Source organism: uncultured Paenibacillus sp. (genome assembly GCF_963515335.1).
Taxonomy (GTDB): domain Bacteria; phylum Bacillota; class Bacilli; order Paenibacillales; family Paenibacillaceae; genus Paenibacillus_I.
The window spans coordinates 16,556-36,734 of record NZ_CAUPYC010000040.1; the positions used below are offsets into that span (position 1 = coordinate 16,556).

The 20,179-nt window shown below is 59.5% G+C and carries 20 protein-coding genes; all 20 read right to left on the reverse strand.

Going from position 1 to position 20,179, the window contains the following annotated elements; genetic code table 11:
- Window positions 1–8: 8 nt before the first annotated feature.
- Window positions 9–959 (reverse strand): ROK family glucokinase, encoded by a 951-nt coding sequence (locus RWM61_RS13205; RefSeq protein ID WP_314001482.1) that lies wholly within the window; start codon window positions 957–959, stop codon window positions 9–11.
- Between the two features lie 242 nt (window positions 960–1,201).
- Window positions 1,202–2,161: a thioredoxin-disulfide reductase gene (trxB, locus tag RWM61_RS13210; protein ID WP_314001484.1), complete on the reverse strand. Its 960-nt coding sequence runs from the start codon at window positions 2,159–2,161 to the stop codon at window positions 1,202–1,204.
- A gap of 28 nt (window positions 2,162–2,189) precedes the next feature.
- Window positions 2,190–3,941 carry a tetratricopeptide repeat protein gene (locus RWM61_RS13215; protein ID WP_314001486.1) on the reverse strand — a complete coding sequence of 584 codons (1,752 nt, stop codon included), beginning with the start codon at window positions 3,939–3,941 and terminating at the stop codon, window positions 2,190–2,192.
- A gap of 140 nt (window positions 3,942–4,081) precedes the next feature.
- Window positions 4,082–5,032, reverse strand: coding sequence for a ribose-phosphate pyrophosphokinase (locus tag RWM61_RS13220; RefSeq protein ID WP_314001488.1), 951 nt, complete (start codon window positions 5,030–5,032; stop codon window positions 4,082–4,084).
- A 110-nt stretch (window positions 5,033–5,142) separates the two neighbouring features.
- Entirely contained in the window at window positions 5,143–5,949 is an 807-nt protein-coding gene (locus RWM61_RS13225) for a histidinol-phosphatase HisJ family protein (protein ID WP_314001490.1), read from the reverse strand.
- Between the two features lie 83 nt (window positions 5,950–6,032).
- Window positions 6,033–6,713 (reverse strand): bifunctional phosphoribosyl-AMP cyclohydrolase/phosphoribosyl-ATP diphosphatase HisIE, encoded by a 681-nt coding sequence (gene hisIE / locus RWM61_RS13230; RefSeq protein WP_314001492.1) that lies wholly within the window; start codon window positions 6,711–6,713, stop codon window positions 6,033–6,035.
- Window positions 6,710–7,468, reverse strand: a complete 759-nt coding sequence (gene hisF / locus RWM61_RS13235; protein ID WP_314001494.1) for an imidazole glycerol phosphate synthase subunit HisF — start codon at window positions 7,466–7,468, stop codon at window positions 6,710–6,712. Before hisF ends, hisIE begins: the two co-directional genes overlap by 4 nt.
- A gap of 65 nt (window positions 7,469–7,533) precedes the next feature.
- Complete coding sequence (gene hisH, locus RWM61_RS13240; RefSeq protein ID WP_314001496.1) at window positions 7,534–8,157, reverse strand: imidazole glycerol phosphate synthase subunit HisH; 624 nt, start codon at window positions 8,155–8,157, stop codon at window positions 7,534–7,536.
- 1 nt (window position 8,158) lies between these two features.
- On the reverse strand, window positions 8,159–8,758 hold the full coding sequence (gene hisB / locus RWM61_RS13245) for an imidazoleglycerol-phosphate dehydratase HisB (RefSeq protein ID WP_314001499.1): 600 nt from the start codon (window positions 8,756–8,758) through the stop codon (window positions 8,159–8,161).
- A 245-nt stretch (window positions 8,759–9,003) separates the two neighbouring features.
- A complete protein-coding gene (hisD, locus tag RWM61_RS13250) occupies window positions 9,004–10,296 on the reverse strand; it encodes a histidinol dehydrogenase (protein WP_314001500.1) in 1,293 nt (430 codons plus the stop codon).
- Between the two features lie 269 nt (window positions 10,297–10,565).
- On the reverse strand, window positions 10,566–11,216 hold the full coding sequence (gene hisG, locus RWM61_RS13255) for an ATP phosphoribosyltransferase (protein WP_314001502.1): 651 nt from the start codon (window positions 11,214–11,216) through the stop codon (window positions 10,566–10,568).
- Entirely contained in the window at window positions 11,213–12,478 is a 1,266-nt protein-coding gene (locus RWM61_RS13260; RefSeq protein ID WP_314001504.1) for an ATP phosphoribosyltransferase regulatory subunit, read from the reverse strand. The genes hisG and RWM61_RS13260 overlap by 4 nt, the downstream gene beginning before the upstream one ends.
- Before the next feature lie 132 nt (window positions 12,479–12,610).
- Window positions 12,611–13,231, reverse strand: a complete 621-nt coding sequence (locus tag RWM61_RS13265) for a hypothetical protein (protein WP_314001510.1) — start codon at window positions 13,229–13,231, stop codon at window positions 12,611–12,613.
- Window positions 13,232–13,352: 121 nt separating this feature from the next.
- Complete coding sequence (locus tag RWM61_RS13270; RefSeq protein ID WP_314001512.1) at window positions 13,353–13,838, reverse strand: acyltransferase; 486 nt, start codon at window positions 13,836–13,838, stop codon at window positions 13,353–13,355.
- A complete protein-coding gene (ppaX, locus tag RWM61_RS13275; RefSeq protein WP_314001514.1) occupies window positions 13,825–14,496 on the reverse strand; it encodes a pyrophosphatase PpaX in 672 nt (223 codons plus the stop codon). The genes RWM61_RS13270 and ppaX overlap by 14 nt, the downstream gene beginning before the upstream one ends.
- The gene (lgt, locus tag RWM61_RS13280) at window positions 14,486–15,487 is read right to left on the reverse strand and encodes a prolipoprotein diacylglyceryl transferase (RefSeq protein WP_314001515.1); all 1,002 of its coding nucleotides are present in this window, start codon (window positions 15,485–15,487) and stop codon (window positions 14,486–14,488) included. The genes ppaX and lgt overlap by 11 nt, the downstream gene beginning before the upstream one ends.
- Window positions 15,488–15,510: 23 nt before the next feature.
- On the reverse strand, window positions 15,511–16,449 hold the full coding sequence (gene hprK / locus RWM61_RS13285; protein WP_314001517.1) for an HPr(Ser) kinase/phosphatase: 939 nt from the start codon (window positions 16,447–16,449) through the stop codon (window positions 15,511–15,513).
- A gap of 204 nt (window positions 16,450–16,653) precedes the next feature.
- Window positions 16,654–17,775: a sn-glycerol-3-phosphate ABC transporter ATP-binding protein UgpC gene (locus RWM61_RS13290; RefSeq protein WP_314001519.1), complete on the reverse strand. Its 1,122-nt coding sequence runs from the start codon at window positions 17,773–17,775 to the stop codon at window positions 16,654–16,656.
- A gap of 90 nt (window positions 17,776–17,865) precedes the next feature.
- The gene (locus RWM61_RS13295; RefSeq protein WP_314001521.1) at window positions 17,866–18,990 is read right to left on the reverse strand and encodes a helix-turn-helix domain-containing protein; all 1,125 of its coding nucleotides are present in this window, start codon (window positions 18,988–18,990) and stop codon (window positions 17,866–17,868) included.
- 76 nt (window positions 18,991–19,066) lie between these two features.
- Window positions 19,067–20,014 (reverse strand): MraY family glycosyltransferase, encoded by a 948-nt coding sequence (locus tag RWM61_RS13300; protein WP_314001523.1) that lies wholly within the window; start codon window positions 20,012–20,014, stop codon window positions 19,067–19,069.
- Window positions 20,015–20,179 lie beyond the last annotated feature (165 nt).

Genomic DNA, 20,179 nt, shown 5'->3' on the forward strand with positions numbered 1-20,179 from the left:
CGACGGCGCTACCCGCGCAAAATCAACCCCGCCGCGCCTACGACGCCGGCGTTGTTGCCGAGCTCGGCCGGCACGATTTCCACACCCTTTGATGCGCCTGAAGGGGTGTATTTATAAAACACTTCTCGAATTTGTTCGAAAAGATACTCGCCTGCCTTGGACACGCCGCCGCCGATAATAAAACGCTGCGGGTTGACGACGACCGCCACTACCGCCATCGACTTGCCCAAATAATAAGCCGCGCGGTTCACGATCCGCGCCGCCACCTCGTCGCCGGCCTTCGCCGCATCGATGACGTCCTTTGCCATCATATTGTCCACAAGCGACAACGTCGTGTTCTCGCCCCTGGCCACCGCATCCTTTGCCATCCGGATGATTCCGGTGGCCGAGGAGACGGTCTCCAGACAGCCCATCTTGCCGCAGCCGCACTGGATCGCTTCCAGGTCCGGCACGATGGCGATATGGCCGAGCTCGCCCGCCGCGGCATTGTGGCCCTCCACAATCCGGCCGTTGATGATAACCCCTCCCCCAACGCCGGTACCGAGCGTATAGACAACGCAATCGGACACGCCGCGTCCTGCTCCGGCCCAGGCTTCGCCAAGCGCCGCGACGTTCGCGTCGTTATTGATGAGTACCGGTTTGCCGAGGCGCGGAATAAGAAAATCCTTTACGCGGGCGTTGTTCAAGTTCAGGTTCGGTGCCAATACGACGACGCCGTTCGGGATATCCAGAAAACCGGCGATGCCTACGCCGACGCCTTCCACCTCGTCCCAGGAACGGGACAGCCGGCTGACGGAGAGCTGGGCATAAGCGGCGATATTCTCCATAATGCGCTCCGCGCCCTTGTCATTCTCGGTCGGACCTTCGTACGTATGGAGAAGCCCCCCTTCCGGATTACATACCCCGACTTTAATCGTCGTACCGCCGACATCCACGCCGACGTAAAGCTTCTCTGACATGACTAGGCCACCTCGATCACATAGTTAACTGCTTCTGTACCAACTATAAGCGAACGCTACCCTCAGGTCAAGGACGACAAACCCGCTTGGAACAAGCCTCCCGGGGATTTAAGCCGGGTTATGCAAGCGTATACGAACAGGAGGGTCCGTCTTCCGATACGGCAAGAAAAAAGGCGCCCCCGGGGCGCCTTGCTCGTTTCGATTATCCGCTTCCGTCGTTGCAGCTGCAGCATCCCACAAACCTACAGGGACTTGCTCCAGTCGTGAACCATGTGGCCCTCGAGGAATTTCTCGCAATCCAGCGCCGCCATGCAGCCGCTGCCGGCCGCGGTAATCGCCTGGCGGTACCTCTGGTCCTGCACGTCTCCGCAAGCGAATACGCCGGGCACGTTCGTCTCCGTCGTGCCGGGCTTCACCACAATGTAGCCCTGCTCGTCGGTGTCGATCAGACCGCCAAGGAACTTCGTGTTCGGCGTATGGCCGATCGCCACGAATACGCCGTCGGTCTCGATCAATTCTTCCTCGCCGGTCTCATTGTTGCGCACCTTCAGCGCCGTGACGCCCATACCGGTCGCAACGACCTCGAGCGGCGTTCGGTTCAGCTTCCAGCTGATCTTGCCGTTCTCGCGGGCGCGGTCCTGCATGATCTTCGAGGCGCGGAGCTCGTCGCGGCGATGCACCAGCCGCACCTCCGACGCAAAGCGCGTCAGGAAGTTCGCTTCCTCCATCGCGGAGTCGCCGCCGCCGACCACGACGATCTTCTTGCCCCGGAAAAAGAACCCGTCGCACGTCGCGCACGTGCTGACGCCGCGGCCGACGTTGTCCTTCTCGCCCGGAATGCCGAGATATTTCGCCGAAGCGCCGGTCGAGAGGATCAGCGTTTCCGCCGCGAGCGGCTCGGACAATCCTTCTACCCGCAAAGTGAAAGGACGCTTCGACAGATCGACCGAGTTCACCCAGCCGGTCTTGAACGTTGCGCCGAACCGCTCGGCCTGCTTGCGCATGTTGGCCATCAGGTCCGGTCCGAGAATGCCTTCGGGGAAGCCCGGAAAGTTCTCCACCTCGGTCGTCGTCGTCAATTGTCCGCCCGGCTCCGGGCCTTCAATGACAAGCGGACTCAGGTTGGCGCGCGCCAGATAGATCGCCGCGGTCAGTCCGGCCGGGCCGGTGCCGATAATAATCGATTTGTACGTGGTGCTCATGCAGGTTGCCCTCCTTCATCTATCGCTCTCAAGCCTCGGGACCGAGGTCGCCGAAGGCCGGAAAAATCGTCTTCATCTTCTCCCGGATGCCGCACACGTCGTCGATCCATTTGACGTATTTGCTGGCCGTGGCGACGGATACGCCGTATCGGGACGATACCTCCTGATACGTGACCGCGCGCCGATGCATCTTCGCCGTCAAATATTCGAGCGCCGCCGCCCAGCCTTCCGCCCGCCGGATGACCGGCGTCTCGGGATACAGCCTGCTCAGGAATTCTACCCACAACGTAAGCAAATCATGCTGCTGTACCATATCGTAGCGGCTGTGCATGCGCGTCAGCGCGGTCTCGACCACCGTCTGCCAGCGCTCGTTCCAGATCGGCAGCCGCGACGGCATCCGGTTGCGCTCGACCGTCGTCCGTTTGCCGTCCAGCACGGCCGGCAGCGGTTCCGTCACGCCGATGCCCCGCAGCACGAAAATGGCGATCCGTTTCAGATAATCGTCTTCCTCGGGCTCGAGCAGAAAGTCGGCCAGCGCGTCCTTCACCTCGCCGTCGGCAATCATGCCCAGCGCCTGGATGACCTGCAGCTTCGTGTTCCGGTCGCCGTGCCGCAGCGCCCAGAAGAAGGACGAGCGGATGAGCGGATCGCGCTTCAGCTGGTCGGGCAGCGGGTCGGACGATTTCTCCCACAGCTTGAACTGCTCCTCGAACGGCAGATGGTAGTGGTAGCTGGAGGGCACGGGCATCGTCCCCTGCCGCAGATTGTCCATCTGCTCCAGGTAATAGCCTGCGATTCCCGAGTCCGAATCCAGCCTGGCCGCCAGCTTCCAGAACCTCTCGGCTTCATTCAGGCGCCCGATGTTGCAGGCGGCTACGGCGGCGTAATGGTACAGGCATGGGTCCTGCTGCTGCGGCAGCTCTTTAAGCAGCCGCCCGAAATGCCCGAAGGCGGTATCGTGCTGGCCGAGAATGCCCATCGTCGTCGCCAGCTTGAACACATGCTCCTGGTGAAAGGGCACCGTCTTCTTCAGCAGCTCAAGAAGCGGAGCCAACTGCCCCTCATCGCCCGCATGCCGATAGAAGATCGCCAGATTGCAAAGCGCGTGCAAATTGCCCGGTTCAAGCTTGAGCACGTCGCGGATCGTATCCATCGCCTGCTCGAACTGCCCCATATAATAGTAGGCCAAAGCCAAATTGTTGCGCGCGGCCATAAACTCCGGATGCTTGGCCACAACGTCATGGAGCATGCGTACGGCCTCGACGAATTTGCCTTCCTCCAGCAAAGCGCGGGCCTTGTCGTGCTCCCCTATGCCTTCGCGCGATTTCACGACGGCCTGCTTCATCGGACGCTCCAGCTCATAGTGGAGCAAATCCATCATCTCTTCCGCTTCGTCTAGAAACTGCCCTTCCGCGTCCTCTTCCAGATAGTGCACGAGCGAATCCTCGGCCGCCTCGTACATCTCCATGTTCGCGAAATTGTTGGCCATATAGAAATGGCATTCCGTCATGGTCGGATCGAGCTCGTCGACGACCCATTTCAGAATGCGGTTCGATTCCTCATAATTGCCCATCTCCGACAGAATGCCCGCCATGTTGCAGTGGTTGACGGGATTGTCCGGTTCGTACTCGACGGCGCGCCGAAAATATTTCAGTGCCTTATCGTAATGATACCGGTCGAGCGAACGGACCGCGCGCTCGAAAAAGAACGAGGCGTCCAGATGAATGTTGATGACTTTCGTGCTGCCGTTACCCGCGGCCGCCTGTTTTTTCTGTTTCACTCGCAAGGCACCTCCCGTTCGTTGAACAATTTGCTACGATTATACCATAGCGCGGCCTTTTCATACATGAGCAAAGAATGTAAGGTCCGCGCCGCGGCGTTCTCGAATGGAAGAGCAGACGATGCGAGCTGCTTTCTCGCTTACACACCCGCGTTCTTAAACAATGTGCTGATCGAGCCGCCCTGGATGATGATGCGGGTCGCTTCCGCAAGCATCGGCGCTACGGAAATCACCTTGAACCGCTCGGAGGCTACCTCCGGCAGGAAGATCGAGTCCGTGACGACGACCTCCCGGATGTTCGGGTGATCAAGACGCTGCAGCGCGGGACCGGAGAAAAGCGGATGCGTGGCGCAGACGAAAACATCCTCCGCTCCGCGTTCTTTCAGGCCTTCGACGACATTGACGATCGTTGTTCCGGTATCGATCAGGTCCTCGATAATGATCGGCGTCTGCCCTTCGACGTCGCCGATGACGTGCGTGATGACCGACTGGTTGTGCGCCGGCCGCTTCTTGATCATGATCGCAAACGGCGCGTTCAGATAGTTGGCCAGCTTCTCGGCCGTGGACGCGCGTCCCGCGTCGGGCGAGACGACGACCGGATTCTTGATATCCTTCGCCTTCAGGTAGTCGCTGAGCAGATCAAGCGCGGTCAAATGATCCACCGGAATGTTGAAAAAGCCCTGGATGGCCGGTGCGTGCAGATCGAGCGTAATGATGCGGTGGGCGCCGACCGTGGTAAGCACGTCGGATACCATTTTCGCCGAAATCGGTTCACGCGGAGCCGCTTTGCGCTCCTGCCGGGCATAACCGTAATACGGCACGATCAGGTTGATCGTCCGTGCCGAAGCCCGCTTGGCGGCATCGATCATGACAAGCAGCTCTACGAAGTGATCGTTGATCGGATGCGAGAACGACTGCACGAGGAACACGTCGCAATTGCGGATCGTTTCCTCGTAGTGAACGTAAATCTCGCCGCTTTTGAAACGGGACACCTTGATTTTGCCTAGCGAGACGCCGAGCTGTTCGCATATGGCTTCGGCCAGCAGCGGGTTCGAGGAACCCGAGAAAATACGCACCTTATCGCTGAACATGTTACCCTCCCGGAACAATTTGACCGCCTGTAAATCTCTGTGAATCCTTATAATAAATGCTTCCCGTATGTTTTATCGACAGTATCATTATACATGGAATTTACGATATTTCAAAAATCGACCAACGTCCGCCTGCGCCCTTCGAACGTGGCGAGCTGCGTGTATCCGACCTCCCGGAGCAGCGTTCGGGCCTCGTCCACATACTGGTGCAGCCGGCCGGGCTGATGCGCGTCCGACCCGACCGTCACCGGTATGCCGAGCGACAGCGCGTGTTCGAGCATACGCTTCGACGGAAACATCTCGGCCGCGGGCATGCGCAGCCCGGATGCATTCAACTCGATGGCAAGCCCGTGGCGGGCAACCGCCTCAAGGGCCGCATTTTCCATCGCCGTGACGTCGCCTTCCGGCTTGAAACCGAACCGCTTGATCACGTCGATGTGGCCGATGAAATCGTAAAACCCGGTTGCCGCGGCTTTCGCCACCGCGTCGTAGTATCGGGCGCAAACCGCCATCCGGTCCTTCCCTTCCCACTCGTGCGTCTGGCGGAAATCCGAAATGTCCCACTCGCCGAGAAAATGCACCGAGCCGATCACGTAGTCCCAGGGATACGCCTTGACGATCCGCTCGATCGCTTCCTCGTGACCCTCTATGTAATCGCCCTCCAAGCCGACGCGGACGTCGATTGCGCCCTTGTACTTCTCCTTCAGCTCCAGGCATTCTTCGACATAGCGGGGCAGCTCCTCCATCGCCATCGCCATCTCTGGATAATACGTCGCGGGATCGACATGCAGCAGCGGCATATGGTCGGAAAGCCCGATCTGCGCCAGACCGAGCTCCACGCCCTGCTTTACGTACTCCTCAAGCGTGCCGACGGCATGCCCGCACCTTGCGTGATGGGTATGATAATCGATTAACATGACGGCATTCCCGGCCTTTCTGTTATGGAATGGCGCGTCGCGTCGCCGGATGCGCGCGGCGAGGCGCGGCCTTTCGGGCGCGATCAGCGCATTTTGTTCGTCGTCGGCTTGTTGTGCCGGCGCCCGAGCTCTTCCATGATCTCGTCGAACGGCAAACCGCGCTCGCGCAGCAGCACCATCAAGTGAAAAATCATATCCGCCGCTTCGCTGCGCAGCTCGTCGTTGTCCCGATTTTTGGCCGCGATGATGACCTCCGCCGATTCCTCGCCGACCTTTTTCAAAATTTTGTCGAGCCCTTTCTCGAAAAGGTACGTCGTGTAGGTGCCCTCCGGGCGCTCGGCGTACCGGCTCGCAATGATCGTTTCAAGCTCAGCCAGCATCCGGAAGCGATCCTTCGCCGGTTCCCCGGCCTCCGACTCAACGCCGTCCCGGCCGATTTCGTTATAGAAGCAGCTGTATTTGCCGGTATGGCACGCCGCGCCGCTCTGCTCCGCCAGCACAAGCAGCGTGTCGCCGTCGCAGTCGCAGCGGATCGAGCGAATGCGCTGCGTATGCCCGGAGGTCGCCCCTTTGTGCCAGAGCTCCCCGCGCGATCGGCTCCAGAACCACGTCTCGCCGGTCTCCAGCGATTTCGCAAGCGACTCCCGGTTCATGTATGCCAGCATCAGCACCTCCTTGCTGGCAACATCCTGCACGATCGCGGGCACCAAGCCCGCCTCGTTCCATCGGATTTGTTCCTCCAACCGCTGCGGCAATCCGCTCATCGCACTTCCACTCCTTTCCGTCGAAGATCGTCCTTAACCTCGTGCACGGTCATTTCCTTATAGTGGAAAATGGTGGCCGCCAAGCCTGCGTCGGCGCGCCCTTCCCGGAACACATCGTAGAAATCGCCGACCTTGCCGGCGCCGCCCGAGGCGATGACCGGAATCGACACGAGATCCGATACGGCGCGCGTCAGCTTAAGGTCAAAGCCGTCCTTCGTGCCGTCGGCGTCCATGCTGGTGAGCAGCAGCTCGCCCGCGCCGAGCTGCTCGACCTTTTTCGCCCACTCCAGCGCTTTGATGCCGGTAGCATTGCGGCCGCCGTGCGTATACACTTCCCACTCGCCCCACCCGGGATTGAACTTCGCGTCAATCGCGACTACGATGCACTGGGCCCCGAACTTGCGTGAGCCGTCCGACACCAGATCCGGATTGCGGATCGCGGCCGTATTGATGCCGATCTTGTCCGCGCCCGCCCGCAGCAGCCGCTTCATGTCGTCGACATGCGCAATGCCGCCGCCGACCGTGAACGGAATCGTTATTTCGCCCGCGGTCTTGCGGACGACCTCGACCATTGTCGCCCTGCCCTCGTGCGAAGCCGAAATATCGAGGAACACGAGCTCGTCCGCTCCCTCGCGGTCATAGATCGCCGCCAGCTCGACCGGATCGCCCGCGTCGCGCAGGTTGACGAAGTTCACGCCTTTCACGACCCGGCCGTCCTTGACGTCCAGGCACGGGATGATTCTTTTTGCCAACATGTGATGGTTCTCCTTTCGCGCCCGGTGCTCCGGCCGGCCGGCTGCTGCTTGCTGCAGAGGGACCGTCAGACCTCCGTGGCTTGACGGCTTCCCGTAAGCGCGAGAAAATTGCCGAGCAGCCGCATGCCGAGGCCGCCGCTTTTCTCGGGATGGAATTGCATGCCGAACAGCTGCCCCCGGCCGACGATCGCCGTCACCGGCTGATGGTAATCGGTTGTGGCCAGCAGATCCTCCTGCCGCTCCGGCTTGGCATGGAACGAATGGACGAAATAGACATGGCCCTCGTCGAGACCCGCGAACAGCGGGCTTTCCTGACGGAAGTGGAGCTTGTTCCAGCCCATGTGCGGAACCTTGTAGTCGCCGCGGAAGCGAACTACCCTGCCCGGCAGCAGGTCGAGGCCGCGGTTGCTGCCATGCTCCTCGCTTTCGCTGAACAACAGCTGCATGCCGAGGCAGATGCCGAGCAGCGGCTTGCCGGACTCCGCGTAAAACTTCGTGACCTCGTCCAGCCCGGTGCTGCGCAGATTGTGCATCGCGTCGCCGAATGCGCCGACGCCCGGCAGAATCGCTCCGTCCGCGTCCAGAATCGTCTGCGCGTCGGAGGCGAGCACCGCTTCGTAGCCGAGCCGTTCCACCGCTTTGCCGACGCTGTGCAAGTTGCCCATACCGTAATCGATGATCGCGATCATGCTACAGCACTCCCTTCGTCGAAGGCACTCCTTGCACGCGGGGATCGATCGTCGTGGCTTCGTCAATCGCGCGTCCCAGCGCCTTGAACACCGCCTCGATCATATGGTGGGTATTGCGTCCGTAATGAACGATGACGTGCAGCGTAATGCGCGCCTCGAGCGCCAGCTTCCACAGAAATTCATGCACCAGCTCCACGTGAAAGCTGCCGACCGTCTGTGCCGGATACTCGGCCCGGTACTCGAAGTGAGGCCGGTTGCTGACGTCGATGACCACCTGCGCCAGCGCTTCGTCCATCGGCACGAACACGCTCGCGTAGCGTTTGATGCCGCGCTTGTCGCCGAGCGCCTCGCGCAGCGTCTGCCCCAGGCAGATGCCGATGTCCTCGACGGTGTGGTGGTCGTCGATGTCGACGTCGCCGCGGGCTTCGACCTTCAGATCGAACTGGCCGTGCTTCGTGAACAGGTCCAGCATATGATTGAGGAAAGGCACATCGGTCTCGATCGCCGCCTGGCCGCTGCCGTCGACGTTGAAGGCGAGCTTGATGTCCGTTTCGTTCGTTGTGCGGGCGACATCCGCCTCGCGCTTGACGGGTTCCGTCATGGTTAGCCCTTCTTTCTCCGGGAAATGGATAGCTGCATAAAAAAGTTCCTCCGCGCCGTCCCAAGCGTTAGAATAACGCCGCTTTCCGGCGTTACTCCCCACCGGGGCGCGCGTCGCGGCACTTTAATGCCGGATTCCGGCGTTACTCCCCACCGGGGCGCGCGCCGCGGCACTTTAATGCCGGATTCCGGCGTTACTCCCACCGGGGAAGCACCTGCCGGGTGGTTTAACGCCGCTTTCCGGTGTTACTGTCCGCCGCGTTCGCGTTCCAGCCGGATCTCGATGGCGCGCGCGTGCGCTTCCAGTCCTTCATGACGCGCCAGCGTGATGATTTTATCGCCGCTGGCCAGCAGCGCTTCCTTGCTGTACCGGATCAGGCTCGATTTCTTGAGAAAATCGTCCACGTTCACCGGCGAAGAGAACCGCGCCGTGCCGTTCGTCGGAATAATGTGGTTCGGCCCGGCGAAATAGTCGCCGACCGGCTCGGAGCTGTACGCCCCGAGGAAAATCGCGCCGGCATTCTCGATCTGCCCCAGCCATTCCATCGGATCGGCGGTCATGATCTCGAGATGCTCGGGCGCCAGCCGGTTGACGATACCGACGCCTTCCTTCAGGCTGCCGACCAGAATAATCGCGCCGTAATCATCAATCGACTTGCGCGCGATCGGCTCGCGGGGCAGCTCGGCCAACTGCCGCTCGACCTCCTCCTTGACCGACTCGGCGAAGGCAGCCGACGGCGTAATGAGAATGGCCGACGCCATCTCGTCGTGCTCCGCCTGGGACAGCATGTCGGCCGCGACATAAGCGGCGTCCGCCGTCTCGTCGGCCAGCACGACGATTTCGCTCGGGCCGGCGATGCTGTCGATGTCGACGGCGCCGAACACGGCGCGTTTCGCCAAAGCCACATAAATATTGCCCGGTCCGCATATTTTATCGACCGGCGGAATCGCCGCCGTGCCGTATGCCAGCGCGGCCACCGCCTGCGCCCCGCCGACTCGGTACATCTCCTTGACGCCCGCTTCCGCGGCGGCTACGAGAATGTACGGGTCGATTCCTTCCTTGCCGCCCGTTGCCGGCGGAGTGACCATTACGATCTCCGGCACGCCGGCTACCTGGGCCGGAATGACGTTCATCAGGACGGAAGACGGATACGCCGCCTTGCCCCCCGGCACATAGACGCCGACCCGCTTCAGCGGCCGAACGATTTGACCGAGCAGCGTGCCGTCCGGCTGCAAATCCATCCACGAATTGCGCTTCTGCTTCTCGTGGAACGCGCGAATGTTGACGGCCGCCTCGCGGATCGCCGTCAGAAACGCGGCGTCAACCTTGTCGTACGCCGCCGCAATCTCCGCCTCGGTCACGCGCAGCGACGACGCCTCCAACCGCACGCGGTCATGCCGCTCCGTATACCGCAGCAGCGCCGCGTCTCCTTCGGTCCGGACCGCTTCGACGATCTCCCGGACCGCTTCATTCTGCTCCGGCGTCCCGTATTCCACCTCGCGCTTAAGCTCAAACCGATCAGCGGCAATGATCCGCACGGAAACTCCCCCTTGGGCGCATACTTGCTCAAACTCTACCGAACTTAACACAACGCACAACGTACAACGTACAACGTACAAAAATCCACTCCACTGTCGTTACAGATTGTTGCCGATTTGCGCAATCCCACAAACCCGGCCCACGGCACGCCCTCCAGCATTTTTCCGGCGGACAATCCCCGGTGCCCTGCCGCTCCTTTGGCCGTGTCGTGTCAGCACCTGCTGCAGCCGGCCGCACCAGACGCTAAGGATTGGTTTCCCACCGCCGTTCAGCCTTTGGCCGTCAGCGCCTGCTGCAGCCGGTCGCACAGGCTTTGAATCGACTCGTTTTTCATACGGTAGCTGACGCGGTTTGCGATCAGGCGGCTGGTGATGCCGAAGATCGTTTCCATCTCCACCAGGCCGTTCTCCCGCAGCGTTTGCCCCGTCTCGACCATGTCGACGATCCGGTCGGCCAGCCCGATCAGCGGCGCCAGCTCGATCGAGCCGTTCAGCTTGATCACTTCGACCTGCTGCCCCTGCTCGCGAAAATACTGCGACGCCACGTTCGGATACTTCGTCGCCACCCGCGGATGAATGACCGGCTTCCAGTCCGGAAGGCCGATTACCGACATGCGGCATTTCGCAATGCCGAGATCCAGCAGCTCATAGACGTCCTTATTCTCCTCCATCAGGACGTCCTTGCCGACGATGCCGATATCGGCTACGCCATATTCCACATACGTGGGCACATCGACCGGCTTGGCCATAATGAACGCCATGCGCGCCTCCGGCGCCTCGATGATCAGCTTGCGCGTGTCGTCGAAATCCTCCGCAACCGGCAGCCCCGCCTCGCGGAACAGCTTCGATGCCTGCTTGTAGATGCGGCCCTTCGGCATCGCCACTTTCAGGATGTCCTGGCCGCCCGCTTGTCCGCTCATCGTCCGGCGCCTCCTTTTCCGCTCAATCCATGATCGTCCGTACCCGCGCCGCCGAAGAAACCGGCAAAACGGCTGTATTCCGTCCCGCGGTAAATCAGCTTGTGCCCATCGTGCTCCGTCGGAAAAGAATGCCGGTCATCCGGCCGAAGCTCCGAGGACAACATCCGCTGCGTGACCACAGTATGCCCTTCCGCACGCAGCCGGCCGGCTTCCTCCAGGGCGCGAATACGCCCTTCCGAATCATATCCGATCAGGATACGGTTCGTTTCCTCGCCGCCCTCCTGGCCGAGCAGCTCAAGAATGCGGGTCGTCTTGAGCGCGAAGCCGGTCGCCGGCGCCGGCCGCCCGAATTGCGCCAGCAGATTGTCGTATCGGCCGCCGCTGACGACCGGGAAGCCGAGATCGGCCGCATACCCTTCGAACGTCATGCCCGTATAATAGGAGAAATCGCCGATCATCGTGAGATCGATCAGCACATTCGCCGTCACATCGTAGGCTTCCAGCACGTTCCACAGATCGCACAAATGCCGGATCGAAGCCTGCGCCGTAGCGTTGCCGCTGAGCTGCAGCGCCTGCTCGCATACTTCCTTGGCTCCCCTTAACCGCAGGATGCCCTCAAGCTCCTTGACTACCGGGCCGGACAGCGACAAGCCGCTCAGCTTCTGCCGGTAGCCGACGTAATCGCGGCCGAGCAGACAAGCCTTCAGCTCCTCCTGCGCATCCGGCCGCTCACGCAGCGTCTCCTCGAACAAGCCGTTCAGGAAGCCTACATGTCCGATCGCAATTTTGAACCTGTCGACGCCGGACGCCTTCAGGGACGCAATCGCCAGCGCCACGACCTCCGCATCCGCTTCGGGACTCGGATCGCCTACCAGTTCAACGCCGGTCTGGAAAAACTCCGCCTCGCGGCCGGCCTCCTCCTCGATCGCACGGAACACGTTCGAATGATAAGAAAGCCGCAGCGGATAAGGCTCCTCCTTCAGCAGCGACGCCACCACCCGGGCGATCGGCGCGGTCATGTCGGAGCGCAGCACAAGCGTCGTGCCGCGGTTGTTGAGCAGCTTAAACAGCTTTTGGTCGGAAGTCGCACTGGCGACCCCGACCGTATCGTAATATTCCATTGTCGGCGTCATAATTTGCTCATAACCCCAACGCTTCATGCACTCGAGCGCTTGCCGCTCGATGTGGCGCAGCCTGGATACGGCCAAAGGCAAATAATCTTTAACGCCGATCGGTTTCTCGAAAACTTTCGGTTTGGACATGCCATTCACCTACATGCGCTTTAGTATGTTAATGTACTACCATGTTACCATACTGCCAAAATAAAGTGGATAGACGTTATCTTATCATGCGGAAAGCGGTCGCGTCAAGGAAGACGGGACCGCTCATGATCGTCATTTCGCGCGCCGCGCATCTCTCAGGAATAAGACGGCGAGCATCGCGGCCAACACCAGGCCTGCGCTCCATTTCACCGCCGCGGGCGTGTCTCCTGGGCCGATCGGCGGCGGCTCTTCATCCGGTATAAGCCGGTCAAGCCGTTCTTGCACGGTTGCGGACTCCAACGCATACTGCGCGAGAAACCGGTCGACCTCCTGCATACCGTAATAGCGGGATTCCGATGTCCCCCCCTCGAGCTTGACGAAGCCTTGGTGCGTGCCGCTGACAAAATAGCCGTTCTCGTTCTCGTTTAATAGAATGAGATAGGTTTTGCCTGTTTCCAGAACGCCCTCGACGCCGAACTGCGTTACCTGCGCCTCCGCCTTCATGCCTTGTTCCAGCTTCCCTTTCAGCTTGATCCCGACCCGGAACGTGTAAACGTCGTTCACCTCGTCTCCCCGCCGGCTTCCCTCCACTATGCCGATAAAAATGTCATCCGCCAGGTCCGCCAGCTCCTGCAGCGGATACGGCGCGGATTTCAGCGCCGACACGCCTGCCGCTGCGCCGAAAAGTATAATAAGAGCCGCTGCCGTAAAGCAGGCCGCTGCTCTCCCGATCCGTGCCGGGATGACGCCCATGGCGGACTCACCTCTCTCTTTTCTCTCCGCGCCGACGCTCTAACTACCCGTTCACCTGACACGGATTACGAATGAAGCGCTTACATAACTAGACGACACGCAACCTCGCAAGGTTGCAGTCTCATGTCCGGGTTTCCAGCCGCCGCAGAGGATTGCCGCCCACGAATGCGCCTGCCGGCACATCCTTATGGACGACCGAGCCCGCGGCGACGACCGCGCCGTCTCCGATCGTAACACCGGGCAGAATCGTCGTATTCGCGCCGATCAGCACGCCTTCTCCGATTTTGACATAGCCGAGCCGGTATTCCTTGATTAAATACTCATGCGTCAGAATCGTCGTATTATAGCCGATGACTGAATTGTCGCCGACCTCGATGCGCTCGGGGAAAAAAACATCCACCATCACCATGAGCGCAAACGCCGTCTGTTTGCCGACTTTCATGCCCAGCGCATGGCGGTAAATCCAGTTTTTCACCGGCAGGGAAGGACAATACCGCGCCGCCTGGATGAAAATGAAGTTCCGAACCGCCTTTAACCGGCTGACGGTCCGGTATACTTGCCATAGCGCGTTCGGCCCTTCGACCGGATATCGCTCAACGTTTCTCAAGCGGCGCCCGCTCCAATCCGGCAAGCTCGAGCAGCTCGCGCATGTCGTGAATGATATGCCTGGCGCCCGCTTCGCGGAGCTTGGCTTCGCCTTTGAGCGACCACGCCACGCCGACGGACACCGTGCCCGCTTCGTTGGCGGATTGGATATCCACCGCGCTGTCTCCGACCATAAGCGTTTCGGCGGGAGCCGCGCCCAGCTCCTCCATCGCCCTCTGGACCGGCTCGGGGTGCGGCTTCGGATGCCGCACGTCATCGATCGTGATGACCGACGACATGTAATCCGCAATGCCGACGTAACGCAGTCCCCGCTCGGTCGTCAAACGCATCTTCGTCGTCACGACGCCCAGCTTGATGCCCGACCGGTGCAGCTTTTCAAGCACCTCCGGAACATAAGGGAACGCTTGGACCAGCTCGTCGTGCAGTCTCAGGTTGACCTCCCGGTAAGCGGCTACGATGTGCGCCACGTCCTCCAGGCCCGAAAACTGCTGCATTTGATGCACAAGCGGCATTCCCATGCTCGGGATGATGTGCTCCCGTCCGAAGCCGGCCGGAACGTAATCGCGCAGCGCGTGAAGAAATGATTGGATGATCAGCTCGTTCGTATCGAGGATCGTACCGTCCAGATCGAACAGCACCGTTCTGATTTTATTCGTCATGCCCGCTTCCTTTCTTGTGTCCCTCAAGTTGTGTTTCTGCCGCTTTCTGCTCCGGCTTTATACCGGCAGGGAGGCCGGTTTTGCGGTTGATGATCGGGTCGCCGTATCGCTCGGATGCCGCGCCGGTCGCACGCCGGATAATGATCAGCGCGGTACCCCCCGCGATCAGCAGCAGCGCCACGACTTGCGAAATGCGCACATTGCCGTAAGCCGGGTCCAGATCACCCTGCTCGAAGAGCGCCGTCATCGGCGACCATAACCCGCCCACCAGCGAGGCCAGCCATTCCGGACCCTGGAACGCCAGGCTGTCCGTACGAAGCGCCTCGATATAGAAACGCCCGACCGAATACCAGATGAAATAGGAGATCAACAGCTCTCCGGCCCGCAGGAACGATTGGCGGCGAAGAACGAACAGCAGCAGCAGGCCCAGCAGGTTCCATAACGATTCATATAGGAAGGTCGGATGATGGAATACGCCTTCCACATTCATCTGGTTGACGATCCAATCGGGAAGATTCAACGTATTCCGCAAAAAGCTCTCCTCAACCGGTCCGCCGTAGGCTTCCTGATTAACGAAGTTGCCCCAGCGGCCGATCATCTGGCCGGCGATAAGCGATGGCGCGCAAATATCCGCCACCCGCCAGAAATCGTAGCCTTTTGCGCGGAAATAAATGATGCCGCACACGATCGCCCCGATCAGCGCTCCGTAAATCGCAATGCCGCCGTTCCAAATGGCAAAAACCTGCCATGGGTTGTCCTTATACGCATCCCATTGGAAGGCAACATAATAGATTCGTGCCGTGACAATCGCAGACGGAGCTCCGAACAGCAGCAAATCCATGAAAAAATCAGAGTTGAGTCCGAACCGCTTGCCTTCTCTGATCGCGAGCAAAAGGCCTATGAAAGCGCCGAACCCGAGTATGATGCCATACCAATTGACCGTCAGCGGTCCCAGCGCAAACGCGACCGGGTCGATTCTCATTCCTGTCATGCTTTAAACATCCTCTCGCGACCTCATTCGTAATCGTCCATATCTTCCGCAATCGTTTCGGTCAGCTTATTGGTGAACTGCAGGGCGGCGTTGTAGCCCATCCGCTTCAGCCGGTAGTTCATGGCCGCCACCTCGATGATGACCGCAAGGTTGCGTCCGGGGCGAACGGGAACGGTAACAAGCGGAACGTCTGTATCGATAATCCGCGTCAGCTCCTCGTCGAGGCCAAGCCGGTCGTACTGCTTCTCCTGCTGCCAATTCTCCAGCTTGATGACGACGCTGATCCGCTTTTGCGTGCGAATGGCGCCCGCCCCGAACAGCGTCATCACATTGATGATGCCGAGGCCGCGGATTTCGAGCAAATAGCGGATGAGCTCCGGGGCCGATCCGTGCAGCTGTCCGTCCGACGTCTGCTTGATCTCAACCGCGTCATCCGCGACCAGTCGATGGCCGCGCTTCACGAGCTCGAGCGCGGTTTCGCTTTTTCCGATGCCGCTCGAGCCCGTGATCAGCATGCCGATGCCGTAAACGTCCACCAGCACGCCGTGGATCGTCGCCGTCGGCGCCAGCCTCGACTCGAGGAAGTTCGTAATCCGGCCGATCATATATGTAGTCGCCGCATTGCTGCGAAGCAACGGGATCGTTTGGGCCGCCGCCTGCTCAATCAGCTCGTTCGGCACGTCCAGACCGCGCGTCACGATAATGCACGGCGTCTCGTCGTCGCACAGCCGCGACATCCGCTCGCTCCGCTCGGCGCTGTCGAGCGTTTCCAGAAACGCCAGCTCCGTTTTCCCCAGAATTTGCACCCGCTCCGCCGGATGGTAGTGAAAATAGCCTGCCATCTCCAGGCCCGGACGATACAGGTCGTCTACGGCAATCCCGCGTTTCAACCCGTCTTCCCCGGCGATGATCTCCAGTTGAAACTGCCGGACCAGATCGGACACTTTAACCGACTTAGGCACGTTGTGGCCTCCTTGTTGCCCGTACCGGGCGAACCCGGCGTTTGGCATTTCTCGTCTTTTTCAATGATTCCATCGTAACGAAATTAAGCGCTGAAAGCAACGACGCGCTTTCGAATCAGCCCCTGCGACTTTTCACATAGGACACAAAACAACCGCCCCCGGTCAGGGACGGTTGTCGTGACAGGCGCATAGGACGCGCTTGTATCAGCTCTCGAAAATGTTTAGCTCGGATTGGATATCGAACATGTGGATCTTGTTCATGTCGATGGCCAGCTTGATGTTGCCGCCTTCTTTAACATCCGAACGGCCGTCTACGCGAGCGATAACCGTGTCGGTGCCGATTCCGTTCAGGTAGATGTTTTTCTCGTGACCGAGGTTTTCTACAACCTCAGCAAGCGCCGTTACGATGCTCCCCGGGGAAGCTTCGAGGAATACCGGCTCATCGTGCAGGTCTTCCGGACGAACGCCGATAATGACGTCCTTGCCGACATAGCCTTTCTCACGCACGATCTTGGCGCGGCCTTCGGTCAGGGCGATGTTGACGCCCGCCGTCTTGAAGGATACGATTCCGCCCGACTCCGTCAGGGAGCCTTTGATGAAGTTCATCGAAGGCGAACCGATAAAGCCCGCAACGAAAATGTTGACCGGATGGTTGTAAAGCTCTTCCGGAGAAGCGGCTTGCTGAATGATGCCGTCCTTCATAACGACGATCCGATCGCCCATCGTCATCGCTTCGATCTGGTCGTGGGTGACGTAGATAACGGTCGTTTCAAGACGTTTCGCCAGCTTGGAGATCTCCGCGCGCATCTGCCCGCGAAGCTTCGCATCCAGGTTCGAGAGCGGTTCGTCCATCAGGAACACTTGCGGCTCGCGGACGATTGCGCGTCCCAGGGCGACACGCTGGCGCTGGCCGCCGGAGAGCGCCTTCGGCTTGCGGTCGAGCAGGTGCTCGATATCGAGAATTTTAGCGGCTTCGCGTACACGCTTGTCGATATCCGCTTTCTTGAATTTGCGCAGTTTCAGACCGAACGCCATGTTCTGGTACACGTTCATGTGCGGATACAGGGCGTAGGATTGGAATACCATCGCGATATCGCGATCTTTCGGAGCAACGTCATTGACCAGGCGGTCGCCGATAAAGAGCTTGCCTTCCGAAATTTCTTCCAGACCGGCGATCATGCGAAGCGTCGTGGATTTGCCGCAGCCCGAAGGACCGACGAGAACGAGAAATTCCTTGTCCTTGATATCCAGATTAACGTCTTTTACCGATGCATTGTCGGATCCCGGATATTTCTTGTAGACATGCTCTAAACGTACGCCTGCCATGTGATTTTCCCCCTAAAAGAGTGATTTCGTAACTAAACCTAGTTTATCTCAGTCACTCCTTTATGAAAATACACAAACCATACAAAAAAACTACTTCCTTTTCGTTACTTTGTACAATAGCAATATGAGCTTGACCAATACCGCGTCGCGGAAAAGGCGGACATCCAGCCCGGTATCCTGCTTCAGCTTGTCCAGCCGGTACAGCAGCGTATTGCGGTGGATGAACAGCTTTTTGGCCGTGTCGCTCACATTGCAGTTCATATTGAAATACGTTTCCAGCGTCGTCATGATTTCCGGCTCGAACAGAACGTCCGAACGGCTCAACATCTGCTCCATATAACGGATCCGCTGCGCTTCCGGAATGCTGCCGAGCAGCCTTTCCAGGTGGATCATCCACGGCAGATGGATGTTCTCGCCCATATGGAATTTGCGCCCGAGCATTATCGTTTCCCTAAGAACCGAGGTCGTCTCGACCGCCGATTCATTGGGACGGATCGGAAGGCCTACGGCCACATGGCATTCGCCGATCCATTCGCTTGCGAGCATGTCGTGCAGCCCGTAGCAAATGCCGGCAAGCTGCTCCTCCACCGATTCCTCCTCATCGTCCGCGCGTCCGTCCGCTTCGTCATGAACGAGCGCACCCGGGCCGAGGATCAGCCATTCCTTCTCTTGAAGCGGAATAAGCACGACGTCTTCCTCGAAGAACGATTTCAAAAGCTTTTCCAATTCGCCGTAGCCTGAGCCTTTGGCCTCCTGCTCGCTGACGAGGAGAAAAGGCACCATCTCCTGATATAACCGCCCGTCCCGATTATACTCTTCTGGAATGAACGCTTTCGTCTTGCCCTCCTCAAGCTGCGCCTGAATCCATTCGCCGAGCGCCGTATGGCTGTCCTCCAGCTCAGTGGCCGCGCCATTCGCATGCTGCTTGCCCGGCTTCAAGTGTTCAAGCATCCAGGAAACCAGCCGCAGTTCCTTGTCGGTAAGCTTGTCCTTGCCCACGTCAAAAAACTCCACTTGCCTGCCGTCCGCCCTCACAACGAACCGCGCGCCTCCGCCCCTAAGCGCGAATCGCTGCCCGGTCCGGGGCGCCTCTCCGTGCTCTTCGGCAGCCTGCGCCATGTCTTCGCGCCAGGCTGTTCTCGCGAGGATCCGCGATTCGATCGGCAGCTCAAGCACCTGCTCCAATTGCGTTTTCCATGGCATGATTGCATTCATAAGGGCAGCTCCCATCATCGGCATGCATGCCACAATTGTAACATAGATGGCGGCCCGCTATAAACGGGGGCGCATTTCACCCCCAAGCCAGCAGCAGCACAATGGACAGCAAAGAGAACACGACAGCCAGCATGTACAGGAACGACACGGTCTGGACTTGCGTCAGTCCCCACCTCATCAGCACATGATGCGTATGCATATTATCCGCTTTATGAAGGCCTCTTCCTTCAAAAAGCCGCCTCGTCATGACGATCACCGTGTCCATAATCGGCACGCCCAGCGCGAGTACGGGAATAAGCGTCGTCATGAGCGTAGCGCTTTTGAACGCCCCGTTCACGGATATCACGGCCAGCGTAAATCCGAGGAATGCAGACCCGGCATCCCCCATAAATATTCGCGCGGGATAAAAGTTGAAGGTCAGGAAGGCCGCGCACGCCCCAAGCACAATGATCGACAAACCGGCCGTTTCATACTGCCCTTTCATCGTGGCGGTGACGAATAACGCAAGCGAGGAGATTATCGCGACACCCGCGGCCAGTCCGTCGACCCCGTCGATGAAGTTCACCATATTGGTCAGCGCAAAAATCCACAGGACCGTCGCGGCCGCAGCCGCCCATGAAGGGAACATGATCATCCCGCCCGGACCGGGGTCGGTTACGCCCGCTATCCGTATGTCGAGAAGCACCGGTATGAAGGCGGCGGATATGTACACGACAATTCTCGGCCATACCGGAAAATCATACCCTTTCGACTTCGCGGCATCGTCGAGCAGTCCGATAATGACGACGAGCAGCCCGCCGAGCATAATCGCGACGCTCAGTCCGGTGATACCGGAAAAGATCAGCATCGCCGCGACCGTTCCGATATAGATGGCCGCACCCCCCAGCAGGGGCACCGGCTCGGCATGAATTTTGCGGGCATTCGGCTTGTCCACGAAACCGAAGCGAACGGCCAATCGTTTGACTAGCGGTACGCAAGTGAAAACAATAGCGAAGGCGGTTATGGCCGCGATAAAAGGTATCATGGGATCACCCGGGCTTTTTGCCGTTAGCTTGCCCAAAAGAGTCCCGAATCCATTCGGCGGTAGCAGCAAAAAACCCGAGGCCTAGGCCTCGGGTTCATTGATGCTATCGGTGGTGAGCCATGAAGGACTCGAACCTTCGACACCCTGATTAAAAGTCAGGTGCTC

Excerpts from the sequence above, each read along its gene's own strand:
- RWM61_RS13205 (WP_314001482.1), bottom strand. The coding sequence starts at position 959 with ATGTCAGAGAAGCTTTACGTCGGCGTGGATGTCGGCGGTACGACGATT.
- trxB (WP_314001484.1), bottom strand. The coding sequence starts at position 2,161 with ATGAGCACCACGTACAAATCGATTATTATCGGCACCGGCCCGGCCGGA.
- RWM61_RS13220 (WP_314001488.1), bottom strand. The coding sequence starts at position 5,032 with ATGTTCAGCGATAAGGTGCGTATTTTCTCGGGTTCCTCGAACCCGCTG.
- RWM61_RS13225 (WP_314001490.1), bottom strand. The coding sequence starts at position 5,949 with ATGTTAATCGATTATCATACCCATCACGCAAGGTGCGGGCATGCCGTC.
- hisIE (WP_314001492.1), bottom strand. The coding sequence starts at position 6,713 with ATGAGCGGATTGCCGCAGCGGTTGGAGGAACAAATCCGATGGAACGAG.
- hisF (WP_314001494.1), bottom strand. The coding sequence starts at position 7,468 with ATGTTGGCAAAAAGAATCATCCCGTGCCTGGACGTCAAGGACGGCCGG.
- hisH (WP_314001496.1), bottom strand. The coding sequence starts at position 8,157 with ATGATCGCGATCATCGATTACGGTATGGGCAACTTGCACAGCGTCGGC.
- hisB (WP_314001499.1), bottom strand. The coding sequence starts at position 8,758 with ATGACGGAACCCGTCAAGCGCGAGGCGGATGTCGCCCGCACAACGAAC.
- hisG (WP_314001502.1), bottom strand. The coding sequence starts at position 11,216 with ATGAGCGGACAAGCGGGCGGCCAGGACATCCTGAAAGTGGCGATGCCG.
- RWM61_RS13260 (WP_314001504.1), bottom strand. The coding sequence starts at position 12,478 with ATGTCCAAACCGAAAGTTTTCGAGAAACCGATCGGCGTTAAAGATTAT.
- RWM61_RS13265 (WP_314001510.1), bottom strand. The coding sequence starts at position 13,231 with ATGGGCGTCATCCCGGCACGGATCGGGAGAGCAGCGGCCTGCTTTACG.
- ppaX (WP_314001514.1), bottom strand. The coding sequence starts at position 14,496 with ATGACGAATAAAATCAGAACGGTGCTGTTCGATCTGGACGGTACGATC.
- lgt (WP_314001515.1), bottom strand. The coding sequence starts at position 15,487 with ATGACAGGAATGAGAATCGACCCGGTCGCGTTTGCGCTGGGACCGCTG.
- RWM61_RS13290 (WP_314001519.1), bottom strand. The coding sequence starts at position 17,775 with ATGGCAGGCGTACGTTTAGAGCATGTCTACAAGAAATATCCGGGATCC.
- RWM61_RS13295 (WP_314001521.1), bottom strand. The coding sequence starts at position 18,990 with ATGAATGCAATCATGCCATGGAAAACGCAATTGGAGCAGGTGCTTGAG.
- RWM61_RS13300 (WP_314001523.1), bottom strand. The coding sequence starts at position 20,014 with ATGATACCTTTTATCGCGGCCATAACCGCCTTCGCTATTGTTTTCACT.